Origin of the sequence: Actinophytocola oryzae (genome assembly GCF_004364325.1) — a bacterium.
GTDB lineage: Bacteria > Actinomycetota > Actinomycetes > Mycobacteriales > Pseudonocardiaceae > Actinophytocola > Actinophytocola oryzae.
The window spans coordinates 95,987-111,690 of the sequence record NZ_SOCP01000026.1 but is presented as its reverse complement, the minus strand read 5'-3'; the positions used below and the strand labels follow the sequence as shown (position 1 = coordinate 111,690).

Genomic DNA, 15,704 nt, shown 5'->3' with positions numbered 1-15,704 from the left:
ATCCTGAGGCGGGCATCGTGCCGGTCGGGGAGTACATCGGCCGGTGGATCGAGGAGCGGCCCGGTCTGGCCATTCGGACCGTGGAGCTGTACGAGGGGCTGCTGCGCAACCACATCGGTCCGCACATCGGGCAGGTGATGCTCGGCGACATGTCCGCCGCACGGGTCCGGACCTGGCGTAAGGACCTGCTGGATGCCGGGGTCGGCGCGGTGACCGTGGCCAAGGCGTACCGGCTGCTCAAGGCCGCGATGAACACAGCCCACCTGGAAGACGGGCTGATCAAGTCCAACCCGTGCGTCATCAAGGGCGCCAGTGCGGAGAAGAGCCCGGAACGTCCCATCGCCACCATCAAGGAGGCGCTCAAGGCGGCCGACGCGATCCAGCCGCGATACCGGCTGATGGTGTTGCTCGCCACATTCGCCTCGTTGCGGTTCGCGGAGATGGTCGGGCTCCAGCGGCAGGACCTCGACCTCGTGAACGGGGTGGTGCACGTCCGGCGGCAGGCGATTCAGACCAACAAGCAGCAGATCATCTCGACAGACCCGAAGTCCGCGGCCGGTAAGCGTCGGGTCATCGTGCCGCCATTCATGGTCGCCGAGATGACGGCACACCTCGACCGGTTCGTGAAGCCGGCGAAGTCCGCCTGAGTGTTCCTCGGCGCGAAGGGCGGGCGGCCCACCAGGAACAACTTCCACACCATCTGGGCCAAGGCCCGGGAAGCGGCAGGCATCCCGGACCTGCACCTGCACGACCTCCGGCACACCGGCAACACCCTCGCCGCCGAGACCGGCGCGACCCTGCGGGAGCTGATGGACCGGATGGGCCACGGCTCGACCCGCGCGGCGCTCGTCTACCTCCACGCGCGGGAGGAGCGGGGCAAGGACATCGCCGCCGGAATGGACGCCATGGTCAAGAAGGCTCGGAAGAAGGCCAAGAAGAAGGGCGCCAAGAAGCGCAAGAGCGGCGCGGCGGAGGCCGGAGGAGATACGGCGGACACGAAGGGGCACGCGAGGGGCACGACGACCACCGAAGGGGGTCCGGGGGCGAAGCCCGCCGGGTGGGGTTTGGGGGCTGCGCCCCCAAGGAATATGGCGAGTGAGCAGGGTGAGCGCTCTCCGCGAACAGGGGAGACCCACGAACGAGCGGGTGACGGGAATCGAACCCGCATGACCAGCTTGGAAGGCTGGGGCTCTGCCATTGAGCTACACCCGCGTGCGCCGCGTAACCCATGCCGGCGCGAAGACAGCCTAGCGCGCCGCGATACGCTGTGTCGGGCGTCCCCGGTTGGGGACTGCCGGGCTGTGGCGCAGTTTGGTAGCGCATTCGCTTTGGGAGCGAAGGGTCGCAGGTTCAAATCCTGTCAGCCCGACTTCGCTTGGGGCGGCCTGCATGGTGTTGGACCTGCAGGTCGGCCCCGCGCGCCGCCTGTCCCGGCGAGTTCCATAGACTCGCGGGAGCCCACACCATCGCTACCCGGGAGATCACGTTGAAGAGCACCGTCGAGCACCTGAGCCCGACGCGGGTCCGGATCAACGTCGAGGTGCCATTCGACGAGCTCAAGCCGAACTTCGACCGCGCGTACAAGAAACTCGCCTCGCAGGTCCGCATCCCCGGCTTCCGGCCGGGCAAGGCCCCCGCTCGGGTCATCGAGTCGCGCATCGGGCGCGGGCCGATCCTTGACGAGGTCGTCAACGAGGCCATCCCCGCCAAGTACATGGAGGCCATCACCGAGGGTGAGGTCCGCACCCTCGGGCAGCCCGCCATCGAGGTCACCAAGCTGGAGGACGGCGACCACATCGCGTTCTCCGCTGAGGTGGACATTCGGCCTGACATCACTGTCCCCGCCTTCGGGGAGCTTGCCGTCACCGTCGACGACCTCGAGATCACCGACGCCGAAGTCGACGAGCAGCTTGACGAGCTGCGGGCTCGGTTCGGGACCCTGGCCGGTGTCGAGCGGCCCGCCGAGAGTGGCGACTTCGTCTCCATCGACCTGTCGGCCACCGTCAACGGCACCGAGGTCGAGGAGGCCAACACCAGCGGCCTGTCCTACGAGGTCGGCTCCGGCGAGATGATCGAAGGCATCGACGAGGCCATCACCGGGCTGTCCGCCGAAGAGGAGCGGGTCTTCACCACCAAGCTCGTCGCCGGTGAGTTTGCCGGGGAAGACGCTCAGGTCACGGTCAAAGTGAACACAGTCAAGGTTCGGGAGCTGCCCGAGCCCGACGACGAGTTCGCCCAGCTGGCCTCCGAGTTCGACACGATCGACGAGCTCAGGGCCGACCTCCGCGAGCGCCTGACCCGCGTCAAGAAGATGCAGCAGGGCGTCCAGGCCCGTGACAAGGTCCTCGAGGCGCTGCTCGAGGTCACCGAGGTCCCACTGCCGGAAAAGGTCGTCGAGTCCGAGGTCGAGGTCCGCAAGCACGACGCGGTCCACACGTTCGACCACGACGAGGCGCGCTTCGAGGAGTTCCTCACCTCCCAGGGACGCACCCTCGACGAGTTCAACGGCGAGGTGCAGGAAGAGGCCGAGAAGGCCGTCAAGACCCAGCTCGTCCTCGACTCCATCGCCGACGCCGAGAACGTGAACGTCAGCGACAACGAGCTGACCGAGCGGATCATCTACCAGGCGCAGCGCTTCGGCATCAGCCCGGACGAGTACGTGCAGCGCGCACAGCAGTCCGGCCAGCTCGGCGCCATCTTCGCGGACGTGCGCCGCGGCAAGGCGCTTGCCTCTGTCGTGCGCCTGGCCGTCGTCACCGACGAGAGCGGCAACAACGTGGACCTCGAGGAGCTGTTCGGTCCCCGTGAGGCCGAGGCCGTCGCCGACGCGCCGGTCGAGGTCGAAGAAGCCAAGTGACGCTCTGAGCGAACTCGGGCGGTGTCGGGCATTCGATACCGCCCGCCTTCGTTAATGTCGGACATGACACCAGTTCAACCTCGCAACCAGAGCGGAGAAGGCAGGCAGACGTGACGCAACCACGGCAGATGCCCGAGATGCGGTCGGGCACCGCAGGGCTCACCCTGAACGACTCGGTGTACGAGCGGCTGCTCCGTGAGCGGATCGTGTTCCTCGGTTCCGAGGTCGACGACGAGATCGCGAACCGGATCACCGCGCAGCTGCTGCTGCTCGCCGCGGAGGACCCCGAGAAGGACATCGTCTTCTACATCAACTCGCCGGGTGGCTCGGTCACCGCGGGTATGGCGATCTACGACACGATGATGCTCGTCGAGCCCGAGGTCCAGACCTGGGCGATGGGCATGGCGGCCTCGATGGGGCAGTTCCTGCTCTCCTCGGGGGCGCCGGGCAAGCGCTACGCGCTGCCCCACGCGCGGATCATGATGCACCAGCCCTCCGGCGGCATCGGCGGCTCCGCCTCCGACATCGCCATCCGGGCCGAGGTGCTTGGCCGCTGGAAGCGCGAGATGGCGGAGCTCACCGCGGAGCAGACCGGCCAGACCGTGGACCGGATCACCGCGGACGCCGACCGTGACCGGTGGTTCACCGCGGAGGAAGCCCGCGAGTACGGCTTCGTCGACCACGTCGTCGGGCACGCCGCCCAGACGCCGAACGGCCACCACCGCTGAAGGAGGACAGACCAGTGAACAACTACTCTCCGCAGTCGCGGTACGTGCTGCCGTCCTTCGTCGAGCGGACCAGCTACGGGGTCAAGGAGTCGAACCCGTACAACAAGCTGTTCGAAGAGCGGATCATCTTCGTCGGCGTCCAGATCGACGACGCGTCCGCCAACGACGTGATGGCGCAGCTGCTGTACCTGGAGTCGGTCGACCCCGACCGCGACATCATCATGTACATCAACTCGCCCGGTGGCTCGTTCACCTCGCTGATGGCGATCTACGACACGATGCAGTTCGCACGTCCCGACGTGCAGACCTACTGCCTCGGTCAGGCCGCCTCGGCGGCCGCGGTCCTGCTGGCGGCGGGAACCCCCGGCAAGCGTTTCGCGCTGCCGAACTCCCGCATCCTGATCCACCAGCCGGCCATGGAAGGCGTGTACGGGCAGGTCTCCGACCTGGAGATCCAGGCCAACGAGATCCAGCGCGTGCGCCGTCTCATGGAGTCGACGCTGGCCCGGCACACCAACCGGGACGCCGAGCAGATCCGTATCGACATCGAGCGCGACAAGATCCTGACTGCCGATGAGGCTCAGCAGTACGGCATCGTCGACGAGGTGCTTCCGTACCGGAAGCTGTCGGCCAGCCGTCCCTGACCTGGGTGCGGAGTGGCTCCGGACCGTGAGGTCCGGGGCCACCTGATCGGCCGAATCCGACAACTCGGCGGTCAGGTTCTCCCACTAGGTGGGGGTTGGCAGGTACCGTCGAAGGCAACAGGCACGACCGGGCCTGGAGTGGCGTGCGCGACACTGTCACTCGAGGGCCCGTGCAAGGCCAGAAATTCCAGGCGTGCACTCCGAGGCACGCCGGAGGGGACAGAGGTCAGCGGTCATGGCGCGTATCGGCGACGGCGGAGACCTGCTGAAGTGCTCTTTCTGCGGGAAGAGCCAGAAGCAGGTGAAGAAACTCATTGCCGGCCCCGGCGTGTACATCTGCGACGAGTGCATCGACCTCTGTAACGAGATCATCGAGGAGGAGCTGGCCGAGGCCGGCGACGTCAAACTCGACGAGCTCCCGAAGCCCGCGGAGATCGACGAGTTCCTCGACCAGTACGTCATCGGCCAGGACGAGGCCAAGCGCACGCTGGCCGTGGCCGTCTACAACCACTACAAGCGCATCCAGGCCGGTGACCGGGCCCGCCCCGAGGGGCGTGAGGGCCGCGAGTCCCGCGAGGAGACCGTCGAGCTCGCCAAGTCCAACATCCTGCTGCTCGGCCCAACCGGCTGCGGCAAGACCTACCTGGCCCAGACGCTCGCGAAGCTGCTGAACGTGCCGTTCGCCATCGCGGACGCCACCGCGCTGACCGAGGCCGGCTACGTGGGCGAGGACGTCGAGAACATCCTCCTCAAGCTGATCCAGGCCGCCGACTACGACGTCAAGCGCGCCGAGACCGGCATCATCTACATCGACGAGGTCGACAAGATCGCCCGCAAGTCCGAGAACCCCTCGATCACCAGGGACGTCTCGGGCGAAGGCGTGCAGCAGGCGCTCCTGAAGATCCTCGAGGGGACCACCGCCTCGGTGCCGCCCCAGGGTGGCCGCAAGCACCCCCACCAGGAGTTCATCCAGATCGACACGACGAACGTGCTGTTCATCGTGGCCGGGGCGTTCGCGGGCCTCGAGAAGATCATCCAGGACCGGGTCGGCAAGCGGGGCCTCGGCTTCGGCGCCGAGATCCGGTCCAAGGCCGAGATCGACACGGCCGACTTCTTCTCCGACACCATGCCGGAGGACCTGATCAAGTTCGGGCTCATCCCCGAGTTCATCGGTCGTCTCCCGGTCGTCGCGTCGGTGACCAACCTGGACAAGACCTCGCTGGTGCAGATCCTGACCGCGCCGAGGAACGCGCTGGTCAAGCAGTACCAGAAGCTCTTCGAGATGGACGGTGTCGAGCTGGAGTTCACCGACGCCGCTCTCGAGGCCGTTGCCGACCAGGCGATCCTCCGTGGCACCGGGGCCCGCGGGCTTCGGGCCATCATGGAGGAGGTCCTGCAGCCGGTCATGTACGACATCCCGTCGCGGACCGACGTGGCGAAGGTCGTCATCACCGAGCAGACGGTCCGGGAGAACGTGAACCCGACGATCGTCGCTCGGCAGCCATCCCGGCGGGAGCGCCGCGAGAAGTCCGCCTGATTGGTGCGGGTTGATCCCAGGCCGGTCGAGCGGCCCGGGGCAGACAGGGGTTTGGCAAGCGGCGTTGGGTGTGGCCGCTTGTTGCCCTGCGGTGGTGAGCGGTTCGGGTAGGGGATAGGGCGCTGACAGGTTTGGCGGTGCCTGGCCCAGCGGGTGGCGGTGTCCAGAGGCTTGTTCTTCAGCTAGCTGTGGGTGGTAGTTAGCGGCCACTGTGTGCTGTTCTGGGCCTGTGTGGCGGTCAGGCTCTTGTATCTCGGCATGGGCCGAACCCCTTTCGGTGTTGGGGTGGCCCATGCCGTCTGTGTTTGTTCGTCAGTTTTCGCAGGCCACGCCGTCGTTGTCGCGGTCAAGGGCGGAGCGGTAGCCGGGGGAGCCACGGTGCAGGGGGGCTGCGCCGGCTGCGCGGGCCTCGGAGCAGTGCGCGTAGTAGGCCTCGGCCGGTGCGGCTGGTGGGGTGTAGGGCGCAGGTGGTGCTGCCGGTGGGGTGTAGGGGGCTGGCTGTACCGGTGGGGGTGCGACGTTCGTTGCCTCTGTTGCCGGTGCTGCCGGAGGGGGTGTGGTGGTGGTCGTCGTCGACGTTGGTGGTGCTGCTGTCGTTGGAGTTGTGGGGGGTGGTGTTGTGCGCTCGGTCGTGGTTTTCGGGGTTTCTATGGTTGGGAGTGGGTCCGAGCCGGGTTGTGTGCCGCCGCATGCGGTCAGGGTGATGAGGAGGGCTGCGGCTGTCAGTGCGCGCTTCATGGCACGGGGGTCGCAGGCGGTTACCTGCGAGTTACCCCGATGGGGGTTTGTCCACCCGATCCGGCGACGTGTCACCCGAACGTGGAGGTGGTTGGGGTCGCTAGTCGGTGATGCGCTCCGCGTGGGTGTACACGTTCATGCTCGTGCCCCGCAGGAAGCCGATCAACGTGATGCCCTGCTCGTCCGCCAGCTCCACGGCGAGCGACGACGGAGCCGACACCGCCGCCAGGACGGGGATGCCCGCCATCGCGGCCTTCTGCACCAGCTCGAACGACGCCCTGCCCGACACCATCAGCACCGTGCCACCCAGGGGAACGCGCTTCTCCAGCAGAGCCCAACCCGTCGCCTTGTCCACCGCGTTGTGCCTGCCGACATCCTCGCGGACCACCAGCAGCTCGCCTGCCGTGGTGAAGATGCCCGCCGCGTGCAGACCACCGGTCGACTCGAAGACACGCTGGCGTTCGCGTAGCAGGTCCGGGAACGTCACCAGGGCTTCCGGGCTCACCCGGCACGCGTCCTCGGCCGGGGAGAAGCGGGTCTTCAGCTTCACCGCGTCCAGGGCCGCCTTGCCGCACACCCCGCAGGACGACGTCGTGTAGAAGTTGCGCTCCACGCCCACATCAGGCGGCTCAACGCCGGGGGCGAGCGCCACGTCCAGGACGTTGTAGGTGTTGCGGCCCTGGTCGTCGACGCTGTCGCAGTACCTCGCCGTGCTCACGTCGAGCGGGCTGCCGATCACGCCCTCGGTGAGCAGGAAGCCATGCGTCAGCTCCACGTCGTGCCCCGGGGTGCGCATGGTCACCGCGAGGGCCTTGCCTCCCACGCGGATCTCCAGCGGCTCCTCCGCGGCCAGGGCGTCCTGGCGACGCTTCCTGCCGTCCTCGGTGACCCGGAGAACTGGGCGGCGCACGGTCACTCGTCCCATGCATACAGCCTACACCGAGGATCTAAAGAACCCTTTCTAAAGAACTCTTGCGCAAGAAGTCTTGAGCAACGTACCTTGTGAAGCATGGAGGAACGCAGGAACATCACGGACCCGAAGGCGCTGCGGGCGCTCGCCCACCCGCTGCGGTGGAAGCTCATCGAGTTCGTCGGCCGTGAGGGCACCGCGACGGCGACCCAGTGCGCCCAGGAGACGGGCGAGAGCGTCGCCAACTGCTCGTATCACCTCAACCTGCTCGCGAAGTACGACTACGTGGAGCAGGCCGAGGGCGGGCAGGGGCGCGAGAAACCCTGGCGCCTCGTCCACCAGGGGCAGAGCATCAGCGACGTCGGCATGGACAAGGAGTCCGAGCTGGCCGCCCAGGCCGCCTCGGGTGCGTTCCTCGACTACGCCCTCGCCCAGATCAAGGAGCGCAGCCTCACCGCGCACCTCGAACCCGACGAGTGGCGGCTCGTGCTCGGCATCAGCAACAACACCGACTACATGACGCCCGCCGAGGTCCAGGAGATCGTCGACACCGTCCGGACGCTTCTGGACAAGTTCGGCGAGCGCCGGGCCGACCCGTCACTGCGACCGGAGGGGTCGCGGCCGGTGACGATGCTGCTCTCCAGCACGGTCGCGCCGCAGCAGCCCTAACCGCACCACATCCACAGCTCAGCTGTCGTGACCGACGACAGCTCTCTTCGACCTGCCCGCGAACAAGGAGATGATCATGGACCCGTACACCATCCAGCAGCTGATGACCGCCCGGCACGACGACCTGGTCCGCGAGGCGGACGAGTCCCGGGTCAGCCGCCGCGCCAAGGACGCGCGCGAGGAGTCACGGCCCGCGCCGAAGCCGGCACCCGGTGGTGCCCGCCGCGTTCGTGTTGCGTGATCCCCTCGCGACACCGGTAGCGTGACTGCCGTGACGGAACGCTACGACGTCGTGGTGGTGGGTGGTGGCCACAACGCGCTGGTCGCCGCCGCCTACCTCGCACGTGCCGGCAGGTCGGTGCTCGTGCTGGAACGCCTCGACCGCGTCGGGGGCGCGGCCGTCAGCGCCACACCGTTCCCCGGCGTGTCCGCCAGGCTGTCCCGGTACTCCTACCTGGTCAGCCTGATGCCCGGCGCGATCATCAGCGATCTCGGGCTGCGGGTCGAACTCCGGTCGCGCGCCGTCTCGTCCTACACACCCGTCGAGCTGGACGGGCGCGCCGAGGGGCTGCTCGTCGAGCACGAGCCAGGCGAGGCCACCGCCGCGTCCTTCCGAAAGCTCACCGGATCGGACGCCGAGTTCGCCCGATGGGTGTCGTTCTACGAGTCGCTCTCCGCGATGGCCTCGGCCACCGCGTCGACCATGCTCCAGCCGCTGCCGTCACGGGCCGAGTTCCGCGCGCTCGTGACCGGGGCGGCAGGGGAACGCCTGTGGGAACAGGTTTTCGAGCAGCCCATCGGCACCGCCATCGAGGACACCTTCGCCGACGACGTGGTGCGGGGAGTCGTCGCCACCGACGCCCTGATCGGCACGCACACGTCCCTCACGTCACCCGAGCTGCTCGCCAACCGGTGCTTCCTCTACCACCTCATCGGCGGCGAGTGGCGCGTCCCGGTAGGCGGTATGGGTGCGGTCACCCGCGAGCTTTCCCGTGTGGCACAGGAGAACGGCGCCACACTGCGCACCGCCGCGACGGTGACGCGATTGGACGCCGACGGCACCACGGCCGAGGTGACCTACCGGCACGCGGGAGCCGAGCACACCGTCGCGGCGGGCCACGTGCTCGCCGGTGTCGCGCCCGCGGTACTGGATCGCCTGCGCGGCAGGGAAAGCACGAAACCGACCGGTGCACAGCTGAAGATCAACGTGCTGTTGTCCCGGCTGCCGAGGCTGCGCAGCGGGGTCGACCCCAGGCAGGCGTTCGCGGGCACGTTCCACCTCGACGAGTCCTACCGGGAGCTGGAGAACGCCTACACCGCGAGCGCCTCGGGAGGCGTACCGGACCCGCTTCCCGGCGAGATGTACTGCCACACCCTCACCGACGAGTCCATCGTCGACGGGCCACTGCACACCCTCACGCTGTTCGGCCTGCACACCCCCGCGACACTGTTCGCCGCCGACAACCGGGGCCGTCGCGACGAGCTCGTCGCCCGCTACCTCGCCGGGCTCAACAGGTACTTGGCCGAACCTGTCGAGGACTGCCTGGCCACCGACGAGGACGGCCGCCCCTGCATCGAGGCACGCACGCCACTCGACCTCGAGGACGAGCTGGCCATGCCGGGCGGCCACATCTTCCACGGCGACCTGGCATGGCCGTTCACCGAGGAGCGTGGCGGCTGGGGTGTGGAGACCGACGTCCCCAACCTGCTGCTGTGCGGGAGCGGCTCACGTCGTGGTGGTGGGGTCAGCGGCATCGGCGGCCACAACGCCGCCAACGCCGTGCTGGCCCCGCTCAGTTCAGCTCGGCCTTGACCTGCGCCAGAGTGGGGTTCGTGAGCGCCTTCCCGTTGGGGAAGTGCAGTGTCGGCACCGTCTGGTTGCCACCGTTGACCTGCATCACGAACTCGGCCGCCCCGGGGGTCCGCTCGATGTCGACCTCGGCGTACTCGATGCCGTCGCGCTCGAGCTGCGACTTCAGGCGCCTGCAGTAACCGCACCAGGTCGTCGAGTACATCGTCAGCTTCGCGGGCGCCTCGGGTGTCTGCGTCATTTCCACTCCTGTCGGCCGGGGGACCTTCCACCGACACAACGTCGAGAGACCCGAAAACATGCCCTGACGACTCAGCGACGGCACCCACCGGCAGGCGGGAGTGGTGACGTGGGGTCGAAGTAGCCACCCGGTTGGACGTCGTCGGGTTGGCTGGTCACGTTCCGTTCGGTCGTGACCGGTGCCAGGAACCCCTTGCGGTACGCGTCGCACCCGATCGAGTAGCCGAACCCGGTGGCGTCGTCGAACCACAGGCCTCGGCTGTTCGGCGTCCAGCGGTCGCCCGCCCGCATGACGTAGTCCACATCGGCCCGCACGACGACGATCGTGTTCATGGCGTCGATCAGCCGCAGCGGCGCGGGCGGCGCGAACGCGTACGCGAACACGTAGTTCGTGTGCACGACCAGCTCACCGGCATCCCCGGCCCGCACGGTCATCGTCCCGGAGACCTTGGGCCCCACGGGTAGCAGCTCGCTGCCCGGCGCGGTCAGGCTCACCAGCGACTGCACCTCGGGCTCCCGGCCGCTCGCGAACAGCGGTTCGAGCTGGCGACGCGCGTCCGGCGCGAGCAACGCCAGATAGGCGGAAGGGTCGTGGCCGACCAGCATCCGGTTGTCCAGCCGGCTCGCGATCAACACGTCGCGCACGAGCTGTGTGGCCTGCGTCACCTGCTGGGAGGTGAAGCCGCCGACGGGCTCCGGCGCGGGCGGCACGATCCCGGCCGCGCCGTCCGGCCAGACCGAGGCGGGGGTGCCCGCGAAGGGCCTCGTGAGGTCGACCAACTCGCCCCTGGTGCCCGAGACGGGCGAGGTCGAGCTGCCCGCGTCGCCCGCGACGGGTTCGAAGACGCTGCTCCGGAACAGCAACGTCGCCACGGCGCCGACCGCGACCACCACGAGCCCGCCGGCGAACCAGCGGCCACGGCGGCGCCTGCGTTCGGCGCGCAGCAACTCACGCACGTCCTCGCTGTCCGTGCCCACCACGTCGCCGCCCCAGCCGGTCTCGGGGACCGCTGGCGCCGTGACACGCGACCGAGCCTTCACCTGCTCCCCACCCTGACCCAACCAGGTAAAACAACAATCTTCCGGTGCTCAGCACATCGATCGGGCCGACCCCGGCGTTAACAAGCGGTGTCGTGTGGAACTCGAATGCGGAGGGCCGGACACGGTTCGTAAACTTTCTGCGTGACCGACACCGCATCGCACCAGCCCAGAGACCTCCCGCCGGCCTGGGAGCCGGCCTCGGTAGAGGCGGAGCTGTACGAGCGGTGGGTAGACGCCGGGTACTTCTCCCCGGACGCGGACAGCGACCAGCCCGCGTTCTCGATCGTGCTGCCGCCGCCGAACGTCACGGGCAGCCTCCACATGGGGCACGCCCTGGACCACAGCATCATGGACGCGCTGACCAGGCGACGCCGCATGCAGGGTTACGAGACGCTGTGGCAGCCCGGCATGGACCACGCGGGCATCGCGACCCAGAACGTCGTCGAGCGCGAGCTCGCGAACGAGGGCCTGAACCGCCACGACCTCGGGCGTGAGGCGTTCGTCGAACGCGTCTGGGAGTGGAAGAGCGAGTACGGCGGCAGGATCCTGGGCCAGATGCGCAGGCTCGGCGACGGTGTCGACTGGGCCCGCGACCGGTTCACCATGGACGAGGGACTGTCCAAGGCGGTCCAGACGATCTTCAAGAAGCTGTACGAGGACGGCCTGATCTACCGCGCGGAGCGGATCATCAACTGGTGTCCGCGCTGCCTCACCGCGCTCTCGGACATCGAGGTCGAGCACTCCGACGACGAGGGCGAGCTGGTCTCCATCCGCTACGGCGACGGCGACCGGTCCATCGTGGTGGCCACCACCCGTGCCGAGACGATGCTCGGTGACACCGCGGTCGCCGTCCACCCGGACGACGAGCGCTACCGGCACCTGGTCGGCACCGAGGTGGAGCTGCCGCTCACCGGACGGCTGATCCCGGTCGTGGCCGACGAGCACGTCGACCCGTCGTTCGGCACCGGCGCGGTGAAGGTCACCCCGGCACACGACCCGAACGACTTCGAGATCGGGCGACGCCACTCGCTGCCCGCGATCACGATCATGGACGAGCGCGCGAACATCACGGCGAGGGGTCCGTTCGAGGGCCTCGACCGGTTCGAGGCCCGGCCCGCGGTCGTCGCGGCGCTGCGGGAGCAGGGCCGGATCGTCGCGGAGAAGCGGCCCTACCTCCACTCCGTCGGCCACTGTTCGCGGTGCGACACGGTGGTCGAGCCTCGGCTGTCGCTGCAGTGGTTCGTCAAGGTCGAGCCGCTCGCGAAGGCCGCAGGCGACGCGGTGCGTGATGGTCGGACCACCATCCACCCGCCTGAGTTGGCCAAGCGGTACTTCGACTGGGTGGACAACATGCACGACTGGTGCATCTCGCGCCAGCTGTGGTGGGGCCACCGCATCCCGGTCTGGTACGGGCCGAACGAGAAGGTCATGTGCGTCGGCCCGGACGAGGAGCCGCCGGGCGAGGGCTGGACGCAGGACCCCGACGTCCTCGACACGTGGTTCTCCTCCGCGCTCTGGCCGTTCTCGACGCTCGGCTGGCCTGACCAGACCGCGCACCTCGCGAAGTTCTACCCGAACAGCGTCCTGGTGACCGGCTACGACATCCTCTTCTTCTGGGTCACCAGGATGATGATGTTCGGCCTGTACGCGATGGACGGTGTGCAGCCGTTCGACAACGTGTTCCTGCACGGGCTCATCCGCGACTCGTCCGGCAAGAAGATGTCGAAGTCACGCGGAAACGTCATCGACCCGCTCGACTGGCTGGACCGGTTCGGCGCGGACGCCACGCGCTTCACGCTGACCAGGGGCGCGAACCCCGGCTCGGACATGGCGATCGCGGAGGACTGGGCGGCAGGCTCGCGCAACTTCTGCAACAAGTTGTGGAACGCAACGCGTTTCGCGCTCATGAACGGCGCGACGGTCGAGGTGCCGGTGCCCGCACGGGATGCGCTGACCGACGCCGACCGGTGGATCCTCGACCTCACCGACGCTGTCGTGTCCGAAGTGGACGAGTTGTTCGACGACTACCAGTTCGCCAAGCTGTGTGACGCGCTCTACCACTTCACGTGGGACGAGCTGTGTGACTGGTACCTGGAGCTGGCGAAGGTCCAGATCGCCGAGGGCGGCACGCGTGCCGACTCGACGCGCGCGGTGCTCGGGCACGTCTTCGACACCGTGCTGCGCCTGCTGCACCCGATCACCCCGTTCGTCACCGAGCGCCTGTGGACGACGCTGACCGGCGGCGAGTCACTGGTGGTCGCCGCGTGGCCGTCGACGTCGGCCGCCGAGGCGGACACCGACGCGGCACGGCGGATCGCGGGGGTGCAGAAGCTCGTCACCGAGGTCCGCCGGTTCCGCAACGACCAGGGCGTCAAGCCGGGGCAGCGTGTCCCGGCGCGACTGTCCGGTGTGGACGAGGCAGGGCTTTCCGCGCTGTCCGGTGCGGTCTCCTCGCTCGCCAGGCTGGAGGCGCCCGGCGAGGCGTTCACGGCCAGCGCGTCCATCGAGGTGTCGCTGCCGGGTGGCCACGTGCACGTCGAGCTGGACCTGTCCGGCACGGTCGACCTCGCGGCGGAGCGCAAGCGGCTCGAGAAGGACCTCGCGGCGGCACAGAAGGAGCTGACCACCACCGAGGCGAAACTCGGCAACCCCAGCTTCACCGACAAGGCACCCGAGGCGGTGGTCGCCAAGATCCGGTCGCGCCGGGAGCTGGCGGCCGCGGAGATCACGCGGATCACCGCGCGCCTGGAGTCCTTCGGTGACTGAGGCCCTCGACGACCTTCGCCAGGTCGAAACGGAGCTCAACACCCGTTGGGGCGAGACGAAGATCGAGCCGACACTGCAGCGGATCGGTGCGCTCGTCGACCTGCTCGGCGACCCGCACAGGTCCTACCCTGTCCTGCACGTCGCCGGCACGAACGGGAAGACGTCGGTCACCCGCATGATCGACGCGCTGCTGACGCGCATCGGCCTGCGGACCGGCCGCTACACCAGCCCGCACCTGCAGCTGGTGACCGAGCGGATCGCGATCGACGGCGCCCCGATCGCACCGGAGCGCTACGTCGAGGTGTACCGCGACGTCGAGCCGTACGTCGAGATGATCGACAAGGGCGCCGACGTGCGGATGAGCAAGTTCGAGGTACTGACCGGCATGGCGTTCGCGGCGTTCGCGGACGCGCCGGTCGACGCCGCGGTGCTGGAGGTGGGTCTCGGCGGCACCTGGGACGCCACGAACATCGCGGACGCGAAGGTCGCGGTCGTGGCACCGATCTCCATCGACCACGTCGAATACCTCGGGTCCGACATCGCCGGGATCGCGCGGGAGAAGGCCGGGGTCATCAAACAGGGTTCGATCGCGTTGCTCGCCGAGCAGACGCCGGAGGCGATGGACGTGCTGCTGCGCCGGACCGTCGAGGTCGACGCCACGGTCGCCCGCGCCGGTCTGGAGTTCGGCGTGCTGCGCAGGGACGTCGCCGTCGGCGGCCAGGTCGTCAAGCTGCAGGGACTCGGCGGTGCCTACGACGACATCTTCCTGCCGCTGCACGGCCCGCACCAGGCCGAGAACGCGGCGCTGGCGCTGGCGGCCGTCGAGGCGTTCTTCGGCGCGGGCGCGCAACGCGGGCTCGACCCCGAGGCGATCCGCGAGGGCTTCGCGTCGGTCGTGGTGCCGGGCAGGCTGGAGCGTGTCCGCTCGTCCCCGACGGTGTTCGTCGACGCCGCGCACAACCCCCACGGCGCGGCTGCGCTCGCCGCGGCACTGGACGCGGACTTCAGCTTCCGCAACCTCGTCGGCGTGGTCGGCGTGATGGGGGACAAGGACGTGCGGGGCATCCTGTCCGCGCTGGAGCCGGTGCTGCACGAGCTGGTGGTCACGACCAACTCCTCGGAACGCGCCATGCCCGCCGAGGAGCTCGGCGAGGTGGCGACGGAGATCTTCGGGCCCGACCGGGTCGAGGTCCGGCCACGCCTCGACGACGCGATCGACACGGGCGTCGCGCTCGCCGAGGAGGACGCGGGCGAGCCCCTGTCCGGCGTCGGCGTGGTCGTGACAGGCTCGGTGGTCACGGCGGGCGAGGCACGCGCGCTGTTCGGCAGGGAGCCCACATGACCACCAGGACCGATCCGATGAAGTCGTTCGTCAGCGTCATGCTGGCGACACTCGTGCTCGAGGTGATCGTGGTCCTGCTGGCGCTGCCGGTGGTCGCGAAGCTCGGCGACGGGCTGGCCACCTGGCAGGGCGTCCTGGTCGGTGTGCTGGCGCTCGCACTGCTGCTGACCTGCGGTGTCCTGCGCAGGCCGTGGGGCAGGTGGGTGGCCGCGGGCCTGCAGGTGGTGATGATCGCGTGCTGGTTCGCGATGGTCGCGCTCGGGATCCTCGGGCTGATCTTCGGGCTCGTGTGGGCCCTGCTGCTGTGGATGCGGCACGACGTCGCGCGGCGGATGGCGCAGGGCACGCTACCGAGCCAGCAGGCCGGGAAAGAGGCCAGCTAGGCTCACGCGCGCGAGAAGTTTCCCTGTTTCCAAAGGAGT

General features: G+C 68.6%; 15 protein-coding genes, 2 tRNA genes and 1 pseudogene. 13 read left to right on the top strand and 5 right to left on the bottom strand.

What is annotated here, in order from left to right; translation table 11 throughout:
- The first annotated feature begins 17 nt into the window (after positions 1 to 17).
- Together CLV71_RS43625 and CLV71_RS50835 are read left to right on the top strand one after the other, a co-directional pair.
- The gene (locus CLV71_RS43625; protein WP_166664496.1) at positions 18 to 647 is read left to right on the top strand and encodes a tyrosine-type recombinase/integrase; all 630 of its coding nucleotides are present in this window, start codon (positions 18 to 20) and stop codon (positions 645 to 647) included.
- Positions 648 to 860: pseudogene (locus CLV71_RS50835) on the top strand (tyrosine-type recombinase/integrase); the annotation flags it as partial.
- Between the two features lie 281 nt (positions 861 to 1,141).
- On the opposite strand, the gene CLV71_RS43615 reads toward CLV71_RS50835, so the two are convergent.
- Positions 1,142 to 1,212: transfer RNA gene (locus CLV71_RS43615), tRNA-Gly, on the bottom strand.
- Positions 1,213 to 1,295: 83 nt separating this feature from the next.
- Between CLV71_RS43615 and CLV71_RS43610 the strand changes: the two genes are divergently transcribed.
- The 5 genes from CLV71_RS43610 (at position 1,296) to clpX (ending at position 5,766) form a co-directional block, all read left to right on the top strand.
- Positions 1,296 to 1,369, top strand: a tRNA-Pro gene (locus CLV71_RS43610).
- A 117-nt stretch (positions 1,370 to 1,486) separates the two neighbouring features.
- Positions 1,487 to 2,857, top strand: coding sequence for a trigger factor (gene tig / locus CLV71_RS43605; RefSeq protein ID WP_133908850.1), 1,371 nt, complete (start codon positions 1,487 to 1,489; stop codon positions 2,855 to 2,857).
- Between the two features lie 128 nt (positions 2,858 to 2,985).
- Positions 2,986 to 3,585, top strand: a complete 600-nt coding sequence (locus CLV71_RS43600; RefSeq protein WP_133908894.1) for an ATP-dependent Clp protease proteolytic subunit — start codon at positions 2,986 to 2,988, stop codon at positions 3,583 to 3,585.
- A gap of 14 nt (positions 3,586 to 3,599) precedes the next feature.
- A complete protein-coding gene (locus tag CLV71_RS43595; protein ID WP_166664495.1) occupies positions 3,600 to 4,229 on the top strand; it encodes an ATP-dependent Clp protease proteolytic subunit in 630 nt (209 codons plus the stop codon).
- A 235-nt stretch (positions 4,230 to 4,464) separates the two neighbouring features.
- Entirely contained in the window at positions 4,465 to 5,766 is a 1,302-nt protein-coding gene (clpX, locus tag CLV71_RS43590; RefSeq protein ID WP_133908849.1) for an ATP-dependent Clp protease ATP-binding subunit ClpX, read from the top strand.
- 312 nt (positions 5,767 to 6,078) lie between these two features.
- Here the strand turns inward: clpX and CLV71_RS50830 are convergent, their stop codons facing one another.
- Together CLV71_RS50830 and fdhD are read right to left on the bottom strand one after the other, a co-directional pair.
- Positions 6,079 to 6,504, bottom strand: a complete 426-nt coding sequence (locus CLV71_RS50830) for an excalibur calcium-binding domain-containing protein (RefSeq protein WP_133908848.1) — start codon at positions 6,502 to 6,504, stop codon at positions 6,079 to 6,081.
- Between the two features lie 100 nt (positions 6,505 to 6,604).
- Positions 6,605 to 7,429, bottom strand: a complete 825-nt coding sequence (fdhD, locus tag CLV71_RS43580) for a formate dehydrogenase accessory sulfurtransferase FdhD (RefSeq protein WP_133908847.1) — start codon at positions 7,427 to 7,429, stop codon at positions 6,605 to 6,607.
- An 84-nt stretch (positions 7,430 to 7,513) separates the two neighbouring features.
- On the opposite strand from fdhD, the gene CLV71_RS43575 reads away from it, so the two are divergent.
- The 3 genes from CLV71_RS43575 (at position 7,514) to CLV71_RS43570 (ending at position 9,896) form a co-directional block, all read left to right on the top strand.
- Positions 7,514 to 8,083, top strand: coding sequence for a winged helix-turn-helix domain-containing protein (locus tag CLV71_RS43575; protein ID WP_133908846.1), 570 nt, complete (start codon positions 7,514 to 7,516; stop codon positions 8,081 to 8,083).
- 76 nt (positions 8,084 to 8,159) lie between these two features.
- A complete protein-coding gene (locus CLV71_RS48200; RefSeq protein WP_166664494.1) occupies positions 8,160 to 8,324 on the top strand; it encodes a hypothetical protein in 165 nt (54 codons plus the stop codon).
- 30 nt (positions 8,325 to 8,354) lie between these two features.
- Positions 8,355 to 9,896, top strand: a complete 1,542-nt coding sequence (locus CLV71_RS43570; protein WP_133908845.1) for a phytoene desaturase family protein — start codon at positions 8,355 to 8,357, stop codon at positions 9,894 to 9,896.
- Here CLV71_RS43570 and CLV71_RS43565 read toward each other — a convergent pair.
- Together CLV71_RS43565 and CLV71_RS43560 are read right to left on the bottom strand one after the other, a co-directional pair.
- Positions 9,877 to 10,134, bottom strand: coding sequence for a mycoredoxin (locus tag CLV71_RS43565; RefSeq protein ID WP_133908844.1), 258 nt, complete (start codon positions 10,132 to 10,134; stop codon positions 9,877 to 9,879). The genes CLV71_RS43570 and CLV71_RS43565 overlap by 20 nt on opposite strands.
- Positions 10,135 to 10,205: 71 nt before the next feature.
- Positions 10,206 to 11,174 (bottom strand): hypothetical protein, encoded by a 969-nt coding sequence (locus CLV71_RS43560; protein ID WP_133908843.1) that lies wholly within the window; start codon positions 11,172 to 11,174, stop codon positions 10,206 to 10,208.
- 141 nt (positions 11,175 to 11,315) lie between these two features.
- Between CLV71_RS43560 and CLV71_RS43555 the strand changes: the two genes are divergently transcribed.
- From CLV71_RS43555 to CLV71_RS43545, 3 genes are read left to right on the top strand one after another with little or no spacing between them, the layout of a single operon-like run.
- Complete coding sequence (locus CLV71_RS43555; RefSeq protein ID WP_133908842.1) at positions 11,316 to 13,940, top strand: valine--tRNA ligase; 2,625 nt, start codon at positions 11,316 to 11,318, stop codon at positions 13,938 to 13,940.
- A complete protein-coding gene (folC, locus tag CLV71_RS43550) occupies positions 13,933 to 15,282 on the top strand; it encodes a bifunctional tetrahydrofolate synthase/dihydrofolate synthase (protein ID WP_133908841.1) in 1,350 nt (449 codons plus the stop codon). The genes CLV71_RS43555 and folC overlap by 8 nt, the downstream gene beginning before the upstream one ends.
- The gene (locus CLV71_RS43545; RefSeq protein ID WP_133908840.1) at positions 15,279 to 15,665 is read left to right on the top strand and encodes a DUF4233 domain-containing protein; all 387 of its coding nucleotides are present in this window, start codon (positions 15,279 to 15,281) and stop codon (positions 15,663 to 15,665) included. Before folC ends, CLV71_RS43545 begins: the two co-directional genes overlap by 4 nt.
- Positions 15,666 to 15,704 lie beyond the last annotated feature (39 nt).

Excerpts from the sequence above, each read along its gene's own strand:
- CLV71_RS43600 (WP_133908894.1), top strand. The coding sequence starts at position 2,986 with ATGCCCGAGATGCGGTCGGGCACCGCAGGGCTCACCCTGAACGACTCG.
- clpX (WP_133908849.1), top strand. The coding sequence starts at position 4,465 with ATGGCGCGTATCGGCGACGGCGGAGACCTGCTGAAGTGCTCTTTCTGC.
- CLV71_RS50830 (WP_133908848.1), bottom strand. The coding sequence starts at position 6,504 with ATGAAGCGCGCACTGACAGCCGCAGCCCTCCTCATCACCCTGACCGCA.
- fdhD (WP_133908847.1), bottom strand. The coding sequence starts at position 7,429 with ATGGGACGAGTGACCGTGCGCCGCCCAGTTCTCCGGGTCACCGAGGAC.
- CLV71_RS43575 (WP_133908846.1), top strand. The coding sequence starts at position 7,514 with ATGGAGGAACGCAGGAACATCACGGACCCGAAGGCGCTGCGGGCGCTC.
- CLV71_RS48200 (WP_166664494.1), top strand. The coding sequence starts at position 8,160 with ATGGACCCGTACACCATCCAGCAGCTGATGACCGCCCGGCACGACGAC.
- CLV71_RS43565 (WP_133908844.1), bottom strand. The coding sequence starts at position 10,134 with ATGACGCAGACACCCGAGGCGCCCGCGAAGCTGACGATGTACTCGACG.
- CLV71_RS43545 (WP_133908840.1), top strand. The coding sequence starts at position 15,279 with ATGACCACCAGGACCGATCCGATGAAGTCGTTCGTCAGCGTCATGCTG.